Origin of the sequence: Pantoea sp. BJFS-204 (assembly GCF_049310725.1) — a bacterium.
GTDB lineage: Bacteria > Pseudomonadota > Gammaproteobacteria > Enterobacterales > Enterobacteriaceae > Pantoea > Pantoea agglomerans.
The window spans coordinates 22,787-40,403 of sequence record NZ_JBMOWE010000008.1; the positions used below are offsets into that span (position 1 = coordinate 22,787).

15 protein-coding genes are annotated in these 17,617 nt (G+C 54.1%); 4 read left to right on the forward strand and 11 right to left on the reverse strand.

Annotated elements, in window-relative coordinates:
- Window positions 1-3: 3 nt before the first annotated feature.
- From skp to rpsB, 10 genes are all read right to left on the reverse strand, one after another.
- On the reverse strand, window positions 4-501 hold the full coding sequence (gene skp, locus ACO6VX_RS18825) for a molecular chaperone Skp (protein ID WP_010254125.1): 498 nt from the start codon (window positions 499-501) through the stop codon (window positions 4-6).
- A 110-nt stretch (window positions 502-611) separates the two neighbouring features.
- Window positions 612-3,023, reverse strand: a complete 2,412-nt coding sequence (gene bamA, locus ACO6VX_RS18830; RefSeq protein ID WP_010254119.1) for an outer membrane protein assembly factor BamA — start codon at window positions 3,021-3,023, stop codon at window positions 612-614.
- 51 nt (window positions 3,024-3,074) lie between these two features.
- Window positions 3,075-4,421: a sigma E protease regulator RseP gene (gene rseP / locus ACO6VX_RS18835; protein WP_033780608.1), complete on the reverse strand. Its 1,347-nt coding sequence runs from the start codon at window positions 4,419-4,421 to the stop codon at window positions 3,075-3,077.
- Between the two features lie 12 nt (window positions 4,422-4,433).
- Window positions 4,434-5,291 (reverse strand): phosphatidate cytidylyltransferase, encoded by an 858-nt coding sequence (cdsA, locus tag ACO6VX_RS18840; RefSeq protein WP_010254111.1) that lies wholly within the window; start codon window positions 5,289-5,291, stop codon window positions 4,434-4,436.
- An 18-nt stretch (window positions 5,292-5,309) separates the two neighbouring features.
- On the reverse strand, window positions 5,310-6,062 hold the full coding sequence (gene ispU / locus ACO6VX_RS18845) for a (2E,6E)-farnesyl-diphosphate-specific ditrans,polycis-undecaprenyl-diphosphate synthase (protein WP_010254107.1): 753 nt from the start codon (window positions 6,060-6,062) through the stop codon (window positions 5,310-5,312).
- Between the two features lie 181 nt (window positions 6,063-6,243).
- Window positions 6,244-7,440 carry a 1-deoxy-D-xylulose-5-phosphate reductoisomerase gene (gene ispC / locus ACO6VX_RS18850; RefSeq protein WP_022625453.1) on the reverse strand — a complete coding sequence of 399 codons (1,197 nt, stop codon included), beginning with the start codon at window positions 7,438-7,440 and terminating at the stop codon, window positions 6,244-6,246.
- A gap of 111 nt (window positions 7,441-7,551) precedes the next feature.
- Window positions 7,552-8,109, reverse strand: a complete 558-nt coding sequence (gene frr / locus ACO6VX_RS18855; RefSeq protein ID WP_010254103.1) for a ribosome recycling factor — start codon at window positions 8,107-8,109, stop codon at window positions 7,552-7,554.
- Between the two features lie 143 nt (window positions 8,110-8,252).
- Window positions 8,253-8,978: a UMP kinase gene (pyrH, locus tag ACO6VX_RS18860; protein ID WP_010254099.1), complete on the reverse strand. Its 726-nt coding sequence runs from the start codon at window positions 8,976-8,978 to the stop codon at window positions 8,253-8,255.
- Window positions 8,979-9,135: 157 nt separating this feature from the next.
- Window positions 9,136-9,987: a translation elongation factor Ts gene (gene tsf, locus ACO6VX_RS18865; RefSeq protein WP_010254097.1), complete on the reverse strand. Its 852-nt coding sequence runs from the start codon at window positions 9,985-9,987 to the stop codon at window positions 9,136-9,138.
- A gap of 181 nt (window positions 9,988-10,168) precedes the next feature.
- Window positions 10,169-10,894, reverse strand: coding sequence for a 30S ribosomal protein S2 (rpsB, locus tag ACO6VX_RS18870; RefSeq protein ID WP_008925636.1), 726 nt, complete (start codon window positions 10,892-10,894; stop codon window positions 10,169-10,171).
- 318 nt (window positions 10,895-11,212) lie between these two features.
- On the opposite strand from rpsB, the gene map reads away from it, so the two are divergent.
- The 4 genes from map to ACO6VX_RS18890 all read left to right on the forward strand — a co-directional run bounded on the left by map (window position 11,213) and on the right by ACO6VX_RS18890 (window position 16,253).
- Window positions 11,213-12,007, forward strand: a complete 795-nt coding sequence (gene map / locus ACO6VX_RS18875; protein ID WP_010254092.1) for a type I methionyl aminopeptidase — start codon at window positions 11,213-11,215, stop codon at window positions 12,005-12,007.
- Between the two features lie 66 nt (window positions 12,008-12,073).
- Window positions 12,074-14,728 (forward strand): bifunctional uridylyltransferase/uridylyl-removing protein GlnD, encoded by a 2,655-nt coding sequence (gene glnD, locus ACO6VX_RS18880; RefSeq protein WP_022625450.1) that lies wholly within the window; start codon window positions 12,074-12,076, stop codon window positions 14,726-14,728.
- Window positions 14,729-14,811: 83 nt separating this feature from the next.
- Window positions 14,812-15,636, forward strand: a complete 825-nt coding sequence (gene dapD / locus ACO6VX_RS18885) for a 2,3,4,5-tetrahydropyridine-2,6-dicarboxylate N-succinyltransferase (RefSeq protein WP_010671859.1) — start codon at window positions 14,812-14,814, stop codon at window positions 15,634-15,636.
- A 224-nt stretch (window positions 15,637-15,860) separates the two neighbouring features.
- Window positions 15,861-16,253 carry a DUF3461 family protein gene (locus ACO6VX_RS18890; protein ID WP_010254085.1) on the forward strand — a complete coding sequence of 131 codons (393 nt, stop codon included), beginning with the start codon at window positions 15,861-15,863 and terminating at the stop codon, window positions 16,251-16,253.
- Between the two features lie 60 nt (window positions 16,254-16,313).
- On the opposite strand, the gene ACO6VX_RS18895 is transcribed toward ACO6VX_RS18890, so the two are convergent.
- On the reverse strand, window positions 16,314-17,471 hold the full coding sequence (locus ACO6VX_RS18895; RefSeq protein ID WP_010254083.1) for a CdaR family transcriptional regulator: 1,158 nt from the start codon (window positions 17,469-17,471) through the stop codon (window positions 16,314-16,316).
- Between the last annotated feature and the right edge of the window lie 146 nt (window positions 17,472-17,617).

Genomic DNA, 17,617 nt, shown 5'->3' on the forward strand with positions numbered 1-17,617 from the left:
GAATTATTTAACCTGTTTCAGCACGTCAGCAGTGATGTCTTTTGCGTTTGACGCATAAGCCACCGCGTTAGCGTCGATCACGACGTCGTAACCATCGCTGTCAGCGACTTTCTTCACGGCATCCTGAATACGGCTCAGCAGCTTGTTACGCTCTTCCATCTGACGACGGCGATTATCCTGCTCAAAAGACTGGGCTTTTGTAGAGAAAGCTTCACGCTGAGACATGACATCTTTTTCCATACGGCTGCGTTCGCTCGCCTTCATGGTAGAACCGTCACGCTGCAGACGCTGCATTTTGGTTTGCAGATCGCGCTCCTGGCTCTGCAACTCAGTTGCACGGCCTTTGAACTCGTTTTCCAGCTGTTTAGCAACAGTCGCACGTTGCGGTAACTGTTGGAAAATGCTGGACACGTTTACCACTGCAATTTTGTCGGCAGCCTGAACACCAGCGGAGACCGCTAAAGCAAGACCCAGACCTGCGGCACACAACAACTTTTTCACTATAAACTCCTTACCATCAACGTTTGTGTCAGCGACACAGTGTTTGCCCCGGAACAGCAACAGGTGCTGTCCGGCAGCAATACTTCAGCTATGCATCCATGCTCAGAACATTACCAGGTTTTACCAATGTTAAACTGGAACTGCTCTGACTTGTCTCCATCGACTTTCTTCATCGGCTGGGCGTAAGAGAACACCAGCGGGCCGAGCGGTGACATCCACTGTAGCGCAACACCGCTGGATACACGGATATTGTTTGGATCGCTGTAGTCAGGAATGCCCGCCGCACGCGTTTCCGCGGTATTTTCCCAATGGGTATCCCACGCTGTACCGGCATCGACAAACACCGAGGTACGAACCGAGTTAGCATACTTCTCGCTCAGGAACGGCGTTGGCGTAATCAGCTCAAGGCTGGCAATCGCCATGGCGTTACCGCCCACCGCATCGTCAGACTTACAGACGCCATTTGGATCGGCGATTCGGCAGTTCGACGAGTTGTTATTTAAGTAGGCTGCTTTCGGTCCAATGGTGTTGGACTGGAAGCCGCGCACGGTGCTTGAACCACCGGCGTAGAAGTTCTCGTAGAACGGCATCTCTTTGCCGTCGAGACCATCGCCATAACCTACGCGACCACGGCCTAACAGCACCCAGGTACGATCCTGGTTAATCGGCACATACTGCTGAGTATCCAGCGTGGCCTTATAGAAGCTGTTATCCGAGCCCGGAATCGTCACCTTACCGTTCAGGTTGGTACGGTTACCGGACGTCGGGAAGAAGCCGCGGTCAAGGGTGTTATAAGTCCAGCCGTAGTTAAAGGTGAAGTCATCTGCTGAGAAATCACCTTCATCATTGAGCTGCTGCGGCTTGCCGACCGAGTCAAGATAACGCCACATCGCCACCTGCGGCTGCATGTTTGACAGGTCATTGTGGACATAGCCCAGACCGACACGCAGGGTGTTGTTTTCGTTAACCGGGAAGCCAAGCGTGCCATCCAGACCATAACTTTTGTTGGTATAGTCAGAAAGGTCCGCGTTATCTGCTTTAAAGTCGTTGTAGAACAGACGACCACCCAGACTGACACCATCAACGGTGAAGTAAGGGTCAGTCAGCGAGAATTCAGCATAGGTCTGGTAATCGTTCTTGGTCCCGCTGATGCCCACGGTATTACCGGTGCCCAGCCAGTTATCCTGCGTGACGCCGACCTGGAAGCTCACACCACTTTCGGTGCCGTAGCCGACGCCGAAGTTAAAGGTACCGGTGTTACGTTCTTTAACCTTGTAGACCACGTCAACCTGGTCCGGCGAACCTGGCACACGCTGAGTATCCACATCAACGGTTTCAAAGTAACCGGTACGGTTCAGGCGCTCTTTACCCTGTTCAACCAGATCGCTGCCCAGCCACGCGCCTTCCATCTGACGCATTTCGCGACGTAACACGGAGTCTTTCGACGTGTCATTGCCTTCGAAACGGACGTTACGGACATAATAACGGTTACCCGCATCCACATTGATATGCAGTTTTACGGTTTTATCGGCGTCGTTGATTTCTGGCTGTGTTGCCACGCGCGGATAGGCATAGCCGTAGCGGCCCAGCAGTTTCTTGATGTCATCTTCCATTTTCGTGACTTTGGCGCCGTTATAAAGCTCGCCCGCCGGAATCTTGGTCAGATGTTCAATTTCTGCTGAATGGCCCGCCATGCTGCCATTGACGATCACGCCAGCGATTTTGTACTGGTCACCTTCGGTGATGTTCACCGTGATGTAGATGCCTTTTTTATCAGGCGTCAGGCTGACCTGCGTCGAATCGATGTTAAAGCGTGCATAGCCACGATCCAGATAGAAGCTGCGCAGGGTCTCGAGGTCACCCGCCAGTTTCTGCTTCTGATATTTACGATCGCCGACCACGTTCCACCATGGCACTTCATCGCGCAGCTGGAAGCGGGAAATCAGCTCATCGGAGCTAAAGGCTTTATTACCGACGATGTTGATCTGCTGAATTTTTGCAGAGACACCTTCAGTAAAGACCAGCTTCAGATCCACACGATTACGCGGCAGTGGCGTGACCACGGCTTTCACGTTGGCGGTATATTTACCTACGCTGTAGTAGAAATCCTCAAGCCCCTTCTCGATAGAGGAGATGGTGGTACGGTCCAGCGCTTCGCCGACACGGACACCTGAGGCTTCCAGATTTTGTTTGAGCTGATCCTCTTTCACCGCTTTGTTACCGGTGAAGGTAATGCTGGCAATGGTAGGACGTTCTTTGACCTGGACAATCAGCGTTGTACCGTCTCGCAGGACCTGAACATCCTCAAAGTTGCCAGTAGCGAACAGCGAGCGAATGGTATTTCTGACATCATCGTCATTCACCGTATCGCCAACCCGTACTGGCATGCTCAGCAGAGCCGCGCCGACGGCGACTCGCTGCAGCCCTTCGAAATGAATATCCTTCACTACGAAATCGTCTGCACCGTAAACGGTGGCGCTGCTAAACAGCAGCGACGCTATGAGCAACTTTTTCATCGCCATCGTTGTTATGCGTTTTCCTAACACATCCCTCGAATGTTCGCGTTCCAGCGGTTACAAACGTGAGAAATCATTGAAAAGTGCAAGCCCCATTAACAGCACCAGTAAAATTGAACCGATGCGATAACTAAAGTCCTGAACTCGCTCGGACACCGGTCCACCCTTGATCTTTTCGATCGCCAGGAAGAGCAAGTGCCCACCATCTAAAACCGGCAGAGGGAACAGGTTGATGATGCCCAGGTTGACGCTAATCAACGCCAGGAACATCAGGTAGTAAATCAACCCATACTCTGCTGACAACCCTGCACCCTGCGCAATCGAAATTGGCCCGCTCAGGTTGTTCAGCTTCACATCACCGGTTATTAACTTGCCCAGCATGGAGACGGTGAGCTTCATCAGTTGCCAGGTTTTTACACTAGCCTCACCGATAGCCGCAAACGCGCCATACTGTCTTACCGTCTTGTACTCTTCTGGCAGAGGAACAATGCGCGGAATGACACCCGCAAATCCCGCTTTACTGCCAGATTTCGCTTCTGGCGTCATCGTCAGCGCAATAGACTCACCGCCGCGATCCACCTCAAGCGCCATGCTTTTGCCGGGGTTATCCCGGACCTGCATGACAAAAGTCTGCCACTGCGATAATGGCTGACCATCGACTTTAACGATCCTGTCGCCTGCTTGCAAACCGGCTTCACTGGCTGGCGAGTTCGCCTGCACTTCTGCCAGCGTGGTCTCAATCTGCGGACCGCGTGGCTGAATCCCTAACGCGACGACCGGATCCTGCTTATCAGGCTCAAACTGCCAGTTACGCAAATCCAGCTGTTTCTGCTGGGTCGCGTCCTCGCCAAATCGAGCCACCGTTAAGGTGGTGCTGCTGTCGCCGATTTTACCCACCAGCGCCATACGCACAGCATCCCAGTCAGGCGTTTCGATACCGTCAACAGCCTTAAGTTCCATGCCGGGCGTAATTTGAGCTTCCGCAGCCACCGAACCGTTTAAAATTTCACCGATTACCGGGCGCACGCCGGGCACGCCGTGAATAAACACAACCCAGTAGGCAAAGATGGCAAAGATGAAATTAGCGACAGGACCTGCCGCAATGATGGAGGCGCGTTGCCAGACGGCTTTGTTGTTAAAAGCCTGATGACGAAATTCGGCTGGCACGCTTTCAACACGCTCGTCGAGCATTTTAACGTAGCCGCCAAGGGGAATCAGCGCGATGACAAATTCGGTGCCGTGGCGATCACGGCGCTGCCAGAGCGACTTACCGAAACCAATGGAAAAGCGCTCAACTTTGACGCCACAGCGACGAGCGACCCAGAAATGGCCAAACTCATGAACGGTAATTAATACGCCCAGCGCAACGATAAAGGCGACGAAACTCCAGAGTATGCTCAACATCTTTGCCTGTCCTTAAAGGGTGCGAAACACCAGCAGCAATAAACAGGCAAACACCGGCACCGCCGCAGTCAGACTATCAATACGATCAAGAATGCCGCCGTGACCAGGAATCAGATTACCACTGTCTTTGATGCCCGCTTCACGTTTAAACATGCTCTCAGTGAGGTCGCCCAGCACAGAGGCCAGCGTCGCGATAATCGCGCAAATCACCAGCGTACCGGTGGAAACCGTCAGTGGCGCCAGCGTCGCAAACAGCACTGCAATCAGCGCCGAGGTGACCAGACCGCCCAGGAAGCCTTCCCAGGTTTTGCCTGGTGAGACCTTTGGCGCCAGCTTGTGCTTGCCGAACATCTTGCCAAACATATAAGCACCTGAATCCGCTCCCCATACCAGCAGCAACACAAACAGCAACCACCAGGCACCGGCGAAGTGGTCGGTGTCATAGTGATACTGGCGCAGCGCCACCATGCCCCAGAAAAAAGGGACCAGCGTTAACACGCCAAACAGTAAGCGAAGGGGACGCGAATGGCGCCAGAAGGCCGCAGAAGCGGGATAGGAGAGCACCAGCAGCAGTGCAACGACCCACCACACCAGCGACGCCCAAAGCGATGTCGCGATCTGTGGCAGATGCACCGTGTGTTGATAAGGTGGCAGCGTAAACTGCATCAGCGCCAGCAGCAGACCACAAAGTACAGCCAGCCAGACGCGCTGTTGCCGTGATGCCATCCCTGCAAACTGACCCCATTCCCAGGCTGCCAGCATGCAGATAACGATGGTTGTCAGGGCGAAGCCAACAGGCGGTAACCAGAACAGTGCAGCTATTACCAGCGGAATTAATATCAACGCGGTAATCAGACGAGACTTCAGCAAAGGTTACCCCCAGATTGCTCAGGCGCCGCCTGGTGCAGCGCCGCCAAAACGACGCTCCCGCAGAGAGAATGCATTCAGTGCACCTTCAAAAACGTGTTCATCGAAATCCGGCCAGAGCACATCGGTAAAATAGAATTCAGCATAGGCAATCTGCCACAGCAGGAAGTTGCTAATCCGATGCTCTCCCCCGGTCCTTATCACTAAATCCACTGGCGCCAGCTCCTGCATACAGAGCTGCGACGTCAGGCTCTCTTCGGTAATCTGGTCAGGTCGCAGTAATCCTTCCTGAACCTGTTCAGCCAGTTTTTTCACGCCTTCGATAATATCCCAACGGCCGCCATAGTTGGCAGCAATGTTGAGCGTCAGGCCACTATTATTTGCGGTCAGCGTCTCAGAACGGCGAATACGTTCCTGAATACGCGGGCTGAAACGGCTGGTATCGCCAATGACGCGTAAGCGAACATTGTGTTTGTGCAGGCTCTTCACTTCACTATCAAGCGCCCAGACAAAGAGTTCCATTAACGCGGTGACTTCCTGCGGCGGACGACTCCAGTTTTCACTGCTGAAGGCGTAAAGCGTCAGGGCTTCAAGATTGTTACTGACCGCAAAGCTGACGGCACGGCGTACCGATTTAACGCCAGCTTTGTGGCCTGAAATGCGCAATTTTCCCTGATTTTTGGCCCAGCGGCCATTGCCATCCATGATGATAGCGACGTGGCGCGGACCGTTTCCCTGCTGGTCATCAGTGTTGTTGTGATTGTTAGACGACATAACGCTTAACCAATTCCTTTCATCAGAAATGCTGTGGTTTCTGAATACATTGCGCCCGATTCAAATCCCGACACACTCTCAGTGCCGGGCCACACCGAATTCGGTGACAGACCGTGAAACGCGAGCCAGCGACTATATCATTTTCACCTGAAGCGAACAAATGGCCTCATAACGATCGGCATCACGACGTGAAACGCGGCAACATTTCTGTCGCCAGCGCGCGCGCAGTGCGATCGATTTCAAGGACAGCGTCCACCGAATCCGGCTCCGGACACACTTGTGCCGCCATCACCTCACTATTAAGCGCGGCAATGTCGGTGAAGCGGATCTGGTGATTCAGGAAAGCCGCGACGGCAACCTCGTTGGCTGCATTCAGCGTGGTGGTCGCCGCCTGCCCTGCATCACAGGCATCAATGGCCAGTTTCAGACAGGGGTAGCGACTAAAATCAGGTTCTGCAAAGGAGAGCGCCGACATGCGGGTAAAATCCAGCGGCGTCACGCCTGCATTGATGCGCGAAGGCCAGGCCATGCTGTGGGCAATCGGCGTACGCATATCAGGAGAACCTAATTGAGCCAGCACGCTGCCATCGCAGTATCGCACCATGGAGTGAATCACCGACTGTGGGTGGAGTATCACTTCCATCTGCGCTGCGCTGGCATTAAACAACCAACGGGCTTCAATGTACTCAAGACCTTTATTCATCATGGTGGCCGAATCGACAGAGATTTTTCTCCCCATCGACCAGTTCGGATGTGCACAGGCCTGATCTGGCGACATGGCGCTGAGATCCGCTAAATCTGTGTCACGGAAAGGACCACCCGATCCCGTAAGGATAATCGACTCAATGCCATTATCCCGCAGGTCAGCGTAACCTAACTGATGCTGGATGGTAGCCGGTAAACTCTGAAAAATGGCGTTATGCTCGCTGTCGACCGGTAGTAACTGTGCGTTATGATGACGCACGGCCTCCATAAACAAACGGCCGCAGGTGACAAGCGATTCTTTGTTGGCCAGCAGCACCGTTTTTCCGGCGCGAATGGCCGCCAGCGTCGGCAGCAAACCCGATGCGCCAACGATCGCCGCCATCACCTGATCCACCTCATCCAGCGCGGCCAGCTCACAGGCTGCCTGAACGCCGGAGAGCACTTCAGTATTGACCCTGATTGCTCTCAGTCGCTCACGCAACGCAGCGGCGGATGCCTCGTCTGCCATGCAGGCGTAGCGCGGTGTAAAGGCCGCACACTGCTCGGCCATCAGCGCCACGTTATGGCCGGCAACCAGCGCCGTAATCTGATAAAGCGCCGGGTTGGCGCGCACCACCGCCAGCGTACTGGTGCCGATTGAGCCGGTGGATCCCAGCAGAGTTAATCGCTTCATGAAGCTATCCGTGTGAAGTCAGCGTGCCCACAGGCACAATGTAAAACGCCGCCAGATGTCGCATTCATACGAATACCTCTCTGTACGGCGTTTTGTCCGGCAGTGATGGGATTAGAAATCCATCAGCTCCGTCTCTTTTTCTGACAGTGCAGCATCAACTTTCTTGATGTACGCATCGGTCATTTTTTGCACTTCATCCTGCGCACGACGTTCGTCGTCTTCGCTGATCTCTTTATCTTTCAGCAGCGCTTTGATTTTATCGTTGGCATCGCGACGGACGTTACGTACCGACACACGGCCCTGCTCGGCTTCGCCGCGCACGATTTTAATCAGATCTTTACGACGCTCTTCTGTCAGCGCAGGCAGCGGAACACGGATGTCGGTACCGGCTGAACTTGGGTTCAGACCGAGATCGGACTTCATGATCGCTTTTTCGACTGCCGGACTCAGTGAACGATCAAACACGTTGATTTTCAGCGTGCGTGAATCTTCCACAGTGACAGAAGCCAGCTGACGCAGTGGCGTCGGCGTGCCGTAATATTCGACGACGATGCCGTCGAGCAGCGAAGGTGAAGCACGACCGGTGCGCACTTTGCTGATGGTGGTTTTGAATGCTTCAACGCATTTTTCCATGCGCGTGTCAGCATCTTTTTTGATGTCGTTAATCACGTTGAAACCCTTGGATTCGGTTTGACCTGGCCAGTTCCGGCGTAACCGGAAGCGGGATCGATAATCATCGATAATCCTGACTGGTGCGCGATGCATTATCATCGCGCTGACAGAATATACCTTATTTTATCTCGCCTCGGGTATTAATGCGTAATCAGGGTGCCTTCTTTTTCACCCATCACTACGCGACGCAGTGCGCCAGGCTTATTCATGTTGAAAACACGGATAGGTAATTTGTGGTCACGCGCCAGGGTAAAGGCCGCAAGATCCATCACTTTCAGCTCCTGATCCAGCACTTCAGCATAGGTCAGTTGCTCATACAGCGTTGCGTCCGGGCTTTTCACCGGATCCGCAGAGTAGACGCCGTCCACTTTGGTCGCTTTCAGCACGACGTCCGCTTCAATCTCAATGCCGCGCAGACACGCTGCAGAGTCAGTGGTGAAGAACGGGTTACCGGTACCGGCGGAGAAGATCACCACGCGGTTGTTACGCAGCAGGCTGATTGCTTCTGCCCAGCTGTAGTTGTCACAGACGCCATTCAGTGGAATCGCTGACATCAGGCGTGCATTCACATAGGCGCGGTGCAGTGCATCACGCATCGCCAGGCCGTTCATCACGGTTGCCAGCATACCCATGTGGTCACCCACAACGCGGTTCATGCCGGCCTGCTGCAGGCTCGCTCCACGGAACAGGTTCCCTCCGCCAATCACCACGCCAACCTGGATGCCCAGTTCAACCAGCTCTTTTACCTCTTGTGCCATGCGGTCAAGCACACTCGCGTCGATACCAAAACCTTCAGCGCCTTGCAGGGCTTCGCCGCTGAGTTTAAGCAGGATACGTTGATAAACAGGTTTTGCGTTGGTCGCCATGGTCAGTTCTTCCTGGAAGATTGGGTGTAAAGGAGAAGTAAATTCTGATCGATCATCCGCTTACCGCAATGAAATTGCTATTGGGATGAAACTGAAAACGTATCTGTTGCGATTCACAGACAAAAAAGAACCGCCATCTGGCGGTTCTTTCAAAGCATTAAGACTGTTTGGACATTGCTGCAACTTCTGCAGCGAAGTCAGACTCAACTTTCTCGATGCCTTCACCAACTTCGAAGCGGATGAAGTTGATAACGTCAGCGCCCTGCTCTTTCAGAGCCTGGCCAACGGTTTTGCTTGGGTCGATAACGAAAGCCTGACCAGTCAGAGAGACTTCGCCGGTGAATTTCTTCATACGGCCTTCAACCATCTTCTCTGCGATCTCTTTTGGCTTGCCAGACTGCATCGCGATGTCCAGCTGAACCTGGTACTCTTTATCAACCACGTCAGCAGAAACGTCTTCTGGCTTAACGAATTCAGGCTTGCTTGCCGCAACGTGCATCGCGATCTGTTTGATCAGATCTTCGTTAGCGCCTTTGGTTGAAACCAGAACGCCGATACGTGCGCCGTGCAGGTAGCTGCCCAGCTCTGCGCCTTCCAGGATAGCAACGCGACGGATGTTGATGTTCTCACCGATTTTAGCAACCAGTGCAACGCGCTCTTCTTCGAACTGCGCTTTCAGAACTTCAACGTCGGTAACGCGATCAGCTGCAGCCACATCCAGAACTTTGTCTGCGAACGCCTGGAAACCGCCATCTTTTGCAACGAAGTCAGTCTGGCAGTTTACTTCCAGAATCACGCCGTAGTCGCCAACGATCTTGGTTTTGATTACGCCATCAGCAGCAACGTTGCCTGCTTTTTTCGCTGCTTTGATTGCGCCAGACTTACGCATGTTCTCAATCGCCAGCTCAATGTCGCCATTCGCTTCAGTCAGCGCTTTTTTGCAATCCATCATGCCAGCGCCAGTACGCTCACGCAGTTCTTTTACCAATGCAGCGGTAATGTCAGCCATTCCAGAATCCTCGGTTCGTGCCTGTGTACGTTTGCACCAGCAGACACTTATTTGCGGAAAATTTACTCTGTCCCGCCGTCCGGTTGGGGGCGTAACAGACTTAGATAAAATAAAGGGGCCAGTATAGGCCCCTTACAGATCACATCTGAATGCTAAGGGCTCTTATGCAGAGCAAACCTTATTAAGCGTTTTCTAAAGACGCTTCTTCAGCTTGCTCAGCCAGGTCCTGAGAGCGGCCTTCGCGAACGGTGGTCGCAACGGCAGTCAGGTACAGGTTTACAGCACGGATCGCATCGTCGTTACCTGGGATAACGAAATCAACGCCATCTGGATCTGAGTTGGTATCAACGATAGCAAATACCGGGATACCCAGGTTGTTTGCTTCTTTGATTGCGATGTGTTCGTGGTCAGCATCGACAACAAACAGCGCGTCTGGCAGACCGCCCATATCTTTGATACCGCCCAGGCTGTTTTCCAGCTTGGCCAGCTCACGCGCACGCATCAGCGCTTCTTTTTTGGTCAGTTTGTCGAAAGTACCATCCTGAGACTGAATCTCCAGATCTTTCAGACGCTTGATTGACTGACGCACGGTTTTCCAGTTAGTCAGCATGCCACCCAACCAGCGGTGGTTTACGAAGAACTGGTCGCAGCTCAGTGCAGACTCTTTTACCGCCTGAGCAGCAGCACGCTTAGTACCTACGATCAGGATCTTACCTTTACGGGAAGAGATCTTGTTCAGTTCAGCCAGAGCTTCGTTGAACATAGGTACAGTTTTTTCCAGGTTGATGATGTGAACCTTGTTACGAGCACCAAAGATGAATGGCTTCATTTTTGGGTTCCAGTAACGGGTCTGGTGACCGAAGTGAACACCAGCCTGGAGCATGTCGCGCATGGAAACAGTTGCCATGATAAAACCTCTAAAGTTTGATTGGGGTTGGGCCTCCATGTATCCCATACGACCGACCTCTTTCAAGGCACCCCGGCGTATGTGTCGATACATGTGTGTTTTATTACACATAATGAGAGTTATGCGTTTCCTGCTGACCGAAACGGCCATACAGAGAATCGTCGGCGCGCTTTATACCACAACCAGCCCAGGGACGCCAATAAATGATCGCTGACGGAGGTCAGCGCGTTCTCTATTTGGCAGCCCATTTGCTGGCTGCTAACATGACAGCACAGAACTTATTATTGTCGAAAATTTCGACAACTGCGGATTAATTTAATGGCAATTTCAATTAAAACCCCTGAAGAAATCGAAAAAATGCGCGTCGCGGGCCGACTGGCCGCCGAAGTGCTGGAGATGATCGAGCCTTACGTAAAACCGGGTGTGACCACCGGTGAACTGGACCGCATCTGCCACGATCACATTACTCAAAAGCAACAGGCCGTCTCCGCCTGCCTCGGCTATCACGGCTTTCCGAAGTCGGTCTGCATCTCGGTGAATGAAGTGGTGTGCCACGGGATCCCCAGCGATGATCGTCCGTTAAAAGATGGTGATGTAGTGAATATCGATGTCACCGTAATTAAAGATGAATACCACGGCGATACCTCAAAGATGTTTATCGTCGGTAAGCCGACCATTCAGGGCGAACGCCTGTGCCGTGTCACGCAGGAGAGCCTCTATCTCTCACTGCGTCTGATCAAGCCCGGCATCCGCCTGCGCGAACTGGGCCGCGCCATCCAGAAATATGTTGAAGCCAACGACTTCTCTGTGGTGCGCGAATATTGCGGCCACGGTATCGGCAAGGGTTTCCATGAGGAGCCTCAGGTGCTGCATTACGATGCCGATGATGGCGGCGTGGTACTCCAGGCGGGCATGACCTTTACGGTAGAACCGATGGTCAATGCCGGGGATTACCGCATCCGCACCATGAAAGATGGCTGGACGGTAAAAACCAAAGATCGCAGCTTGTCCGCGCAGTATGAGCATACTATTGTGGTGACGGAGAACGGCTGTGAGATTTTAACCCTGCGCAAAGACGACACGCTGCCCGCTGTGCTCGTCGCCGAAGGGTAATTCCCCCATTACAGATCAAGCCGGCGCTGAGCCGGCTTTTTTTTGGCTAAAAAAGAGAAGAGCTGCATGAGCGTGAGTCTGTCAGAAGATGTGAAAAACGGTCTGGTCGATTCGCCAGCCGAATGGGGTGACGACCAGCTGACACGTGACATTCTGAAGCCGCGGCTGGAGCAGTTTCAGCAACATCTGGCCGCCGCTTTTGATGCCGGTGAACCCGTTGAGCCGCTGATTGATGCCCGCACGCTGTTTATCGATCGTCTGCTGCGTCGCCTGTGGCGCTTCTTTGGCTTTGATGAGATGCCGGCTATCGCGCTGGTCGCCGTCGGCGGCTATGGCCGTGCCGAACTGCATCCGCTCTCTGATATTGACGTCCTGATCCTGAGCCGCCAGCCGCTGGATGAACAGGCTGCGCAGCGCACCAGCGACCTGTTAACGCTGATGTGGGACCTTAAGCTGGAAGTGGGTCACAGCGTTCGCACGCTGGAAGAGTGTCTGCTGGAGGGGTTATCTGACCTGACCGTTGCCACCAATCTGATTGAGTCACGCATGCTGACCGGCGATGTGGCGCTGTTTCTGGAATTACAGAAAAACATCTTCAGCGATGGTTTCTGGCCCTCATCCTGCTTTTTCGCCGCCAAAATTGAAGAGCAGCAGGAGCGCCACAAGCGTTATCACGGCACCAGCTATAACCTTGAACCGGACATTAAAAGCAGCCCCGGTGGCCTGCGGGACATTCATACGCTGCAGTGGGTCGCCCGACGCCATTTTGGCGCCACCACGCTGGATGAGATGGTCGGCTTTGGTTTCCTCACCGACGCGGAGCGCAGCGAACTCAACGAATGTCAGGCATTTCTCTGGCGCATCCGCTTTGCCCTGCACCTCTCCCTGCCCCGCTACGATAATCGCCTGCTGTTTGATCGCCAGCTCAGCGTGGCACAACGCCTGAATTATCAGGGCGAGGGCAATGAGCCGGTCGAGCGGATGATGAAAGATTTCTATCGGGTCACGCGGCGTATCGGCGAACTGAATCAGATGCTGCTGCAGCTGTTTGATGAGGCGATTCTGGCGCTCTCCACCAACGAAAAGCCCAGGCCTATTGATGACGATTTCCAGCTGCGTGGCGATTTGATCGACCTGCGCGACGAAACGCTGTTCCGGCGAGAGCCGCAGGCAATCCTGCGCATGTTCTACGTCATGGTGCGTAATGACAGCATCAAAGGGATCTACTCCACCACCCTGCGTCACCTGCGCCATGCGCGTCGTCATCTTAAACAGCCGCTGTGTCAGATTCCGGAAGCGCGCCGCACCTTTATGTCGATTCTGCGCCATCCCGGCGCGGTCAGCCGGGCGCTGGTGCCAATGCATCGCTATAGCGTGCTGTGGGCTTATACGCCGCTGTGGGGCCATATCGTCGGACAGATGCAGTTCGATCTGTTTCACGCCTACACCGTAGATGAGCACACCATTCGGGTGTTGCAGAAGCTGGAAAGTTTTGCCACTGAAAGCACCCGCCCGCAGCATCCACTGTGCGTCGAGTTATGGCCGCGCCTGCCGCAACAGGAGCTATTGCTGATGGCCGCGCTGCTGCATGACATTGCCAAAGGGCGCGGCGGCGATCACTCTATTCTCGGCGCGCAGGATGCGCTCGACTTTGCTGAAATGCACGGTCTCAACTCACGTGAAACCCAGCTGGTGGCCTGGCTGGTGCGTCATCATCTGCTGATGTCGGTGACAGCACAGCGGCGCGATATTCAGGACCCGACGGTGATACAGCAGTTCGCCGAGGTGATGCAGAATGAGAACCGGCTGCGCTATCTGGTTTGCCTGACCGTAGCCGATATCTGCGCCACCAATGAAAGTCTGTGGAACAGCTGGAAGCAGAGCCTGTTACGTGAGCTCTTTTTCGCCACCGAGAAGCAGTTGCGACGCGGCATGGAAAATAGTCCGGATCTGCGTGAGCGGGTGCGTCATCATCGCCTGCAGGCGCTGGCGCTGCTGCGGATGGACAACATCGATGAAGAGCGTCTGCACCAGATCTGGAATCGCTGCCGCGCTGACTACTTCCTGCGCCATACGCCGAATCAGATCGCCTGGCATGCCCGTCACCTGCTGGTTCACGACCTGAAAAAACCGCTGGTGCTGGTCAGTCCGCAGGCCACGCGCGGCGGGACCGAAATCTTTATCTGGAGTCCCGATCGCCCGCACCTGTTTGCCGCCGTGGCAGGTGAACTCGATCGCCGTAATCTCAGCGTGCACGATGCGCAAATCTTTACCAGCCGCGACGGCATGGCGATGGATACCTTTATTGTGCTGGAGCCGGATGGCAGCCCGCTCTCTCCGGATCGCCATCCAATGATCATTCAGGCGCTGGAGCAGGCGATAACCCAGTCAGAGTGGGCGCCCCCGCGTACCCGCCGTCCGTCGGCCAAACTCAGGCATTTCAGCGTCGATACCGAGGTCAATTTCCTGCCGACGCATACCGATCGTCGCAGCTATCTGGAACTGGTGGCGCTGGATCAGCCAGGCCTGCTGGCGCGGGTCGGTGAAGTCTTTGCCGATCTCGGAGTCTCACTGCATGGCGCACGCATCAGCACCATCGGCGAGCGGGTCGAAGATTTGTTTATTCTGGCCAACAGTGAACGTCAGGCACTGGACGAAGAAATGCGAAAAGCGTTGCGACAACGGTTGACAGAGGCCCTTAATCCAAACGATAAAGTGTGACCAGACTCGATTTGTAAACATTAATCTCTTTACTTGTGTCGGGGTATTGCCCGGCATCGCACATGACAGATCAGGAAAAAAATATGCAACAGTTACAGAGCGTTATTGAATCCGCCTTCGAACGTCGCGCTGACATCACACCCGCCAGCGTCGACAGCGAAACCCGTGATGCCATCAACCAGGTGATCGCCCTGCTGGACAGCGGTGCACTGCGCGTTTCTGAGAAGATCGACGGCGAGTGGGTAACGCATCAGTGGCTGAAGAAAGCCGTACTGCTCTCTTTCCGCATCAATGACAATCAGGTGATGGAAGGTGCAGAAACCCGCTTTTACGACAAAGTGCCGATGAAGTTTGCTGGCTGGGATGAAGCACGTTTCAAAGAAGCCGGTTTCCGCGTCGTGCCGCCTGCGGCTGTGCGTCAGGGTGCCTATATCGCCCGCAACACGGTGCTGATGCCTTCTTACGTCAACATTGGCGCCTTTGTGGATGAAGGCACCATGGTGGACACCTGGGCGACCGTTGGTTCCTGTGCGCAGATTGGTAAAAACGTTCATCTTTCTGGCGGCGTGGGTATCGGTGGCGTGCTGGAGCCGCTGCAGGCGAACCCGACCATCATCGAAGATAACTGCTTCATTGGCGCGCGCTCTGAAATCGTTGAAGGCGTGATTGTTGAAGAAGGTTCCGTGATCTCAATGGGCGTTTACATCGGTCAGAGCACCAAAATCTATGACCGCGAGACCGGCGAAGTGCATTACGGCCGTGTTCCTGCGGGATCCGTGGTGGTCTCAGGTAACCTGCCCTCTAAAGATGGCAGCTACAGCCTCTACTGTGCCGTGATCGTGAAGAAAGTGGATGCGAAAACGCTTGGCAAAACAGGCATCAACGAACTGCTGCGCACCATCGACTGATTTAAGCGACGGGCTGGTTTCCAGCCCGTCATCTTTTCTTTACAGTGATTCCTGAATAACATGCTTCGCGTCGCGAATTAACTGGTGCGTTTAGTTTTTATCCAGGTCATAATCCGCGCCAGTTAAATCCTGTCGCGCAATGTTCATCCCGCTTATTTATGTCTACAGTTGACGGACGTCATGAACAAGTCTGCGCGCTTCTCACTTTTGATGGAAACAACGCTATGTATGACAATCTGAAAAGCTTAGGTATCAGTAACCCGGACGACATTGACCGCTATAGCCTGCGTCAGGAAGCCAATAACGACATTCTGAAAATCTACTTCCGCAAAGATAAAGGTGAGTTTTTCGCGAAGAGCGTTAAATTCAAATATCCGCGCCAGCGCAAAACGGTTGTTGCCGATCACGCGACCCAGGGCTACAAAGAAGTTCAGGAAATCAGCCCGAATCTGCGTTATGTCATCGATGAACTGGACCAGATTTGCCAGCGCGATCAGGTTGAAGTGGATCTGAAACGCAAAATTCTGGATGACCTGCGTCACCTGGAAAGCGTGGTTTCACATAAGATCACTGAAATTGAATCGGATCTGGAAAAATTAACCCGTAACGGTCGTTAATTTCCTGCCCGACCAGAGAGGCCAGCATTGCTGGCCTTTTTTATGCCGCAAATCTTCACTTCAGCCCTGCTCATCCAGTTGCAAAGCAACATAGAGCAACAGCCTGTCATCAAAATGGCCAAGATTCAGTCCGGTCAGTTCAGAAATCCGGTTCAGCCGGTATTCCAGCGTATTACGATGAATGAACAGCGCACGCGCGGTGGCGCTCGGCTGGACGTTATGGGTAAACCAGGCGATCAGCGTACGGCGCAGCAAGCCGTTGTTATCCATGCTCTTGAGCTTCGCCAGTGGCCGGGCGAGCTCATTGGCCTGCCAGCCACCCCGCAGGCTGTCGAGCAGCACGGGCAGCACCAGATCCTGATAAAAATAGCTGCGCACCTCGGGCATACGTTGCTTGCCCACCATCATCGTGGTGCGCGCCGTCCGGTAAGAGCGTGCGATGCTGCCGGGTCCGGTAAAGAAGTTGCCCAGCGCGATACGCATCCGAAGATGACCGCTCTCTTTCATCCGCTGTAGTAACTGCTCTACGCGGCGGCGATGATCTTCCTGATCGTGACGCCCATGCCCATTCAGGGCCGGTTTCAGCACCACCATTTCGGTCAGTGACACAATCGCGATCAGATTGTCCCGCTCCGGCGTGGTCAGCAGCGTTTGCAACTGCTGTAACTCTGACATCGCGCTGTCGACGCCGAGCTGACCACTATCCACTTCCACCACGGCGACCACACGCGGCTGATTGAGATCGATCCCGAGCCGCTGCGCCCATTCGGTCAGCTGTGGCGACAGGGTATCGCTGCGGATCAGGTTCAGCACCAGCTCTTCACGCAGACGGCTGTCCTGCGCCAGCATATGCAGCAGCCGGGCTTGCTCCAGCATCATCTCCGCGGTCATGCAGACCAGCTCGCCATAATGCCGCAGCGCCAGCGGCTCGCCGGTCAGGCCGATCACCCCGACGATGTCACCATCAATGCGCAGCGGCAGGTTAATGCCAGGCCGCACGCCATGAAGATGTTTAGCCACGGCCTCATCGATGTCGACAACGCGCCCCTGAGAGAGCACCAGCAGTGCACCTTCGTGCAACTCCCCAATACGTTCCCGGTCACCGCTGCCGATAATCCGGCCCCGCGCATCCATCACGTTGACATTGCTGTCAATAATTTTCATGGTGCGCGCCACGATATCCTGTGCCAGCCGGGCATCAAGGTGATAGGTAGCCATCCATTACTCCTGAAAAGAGGGGGGAGAAACAGAATACGCATGCACAGCACGCAGAACATTGTGCAATTGCACAGAGCCAGGCCGTCATTTGCCGAATTTGCGGTGAGCATCACACTCTGACGAGGCAGAAAGTGGACATAAAAAAG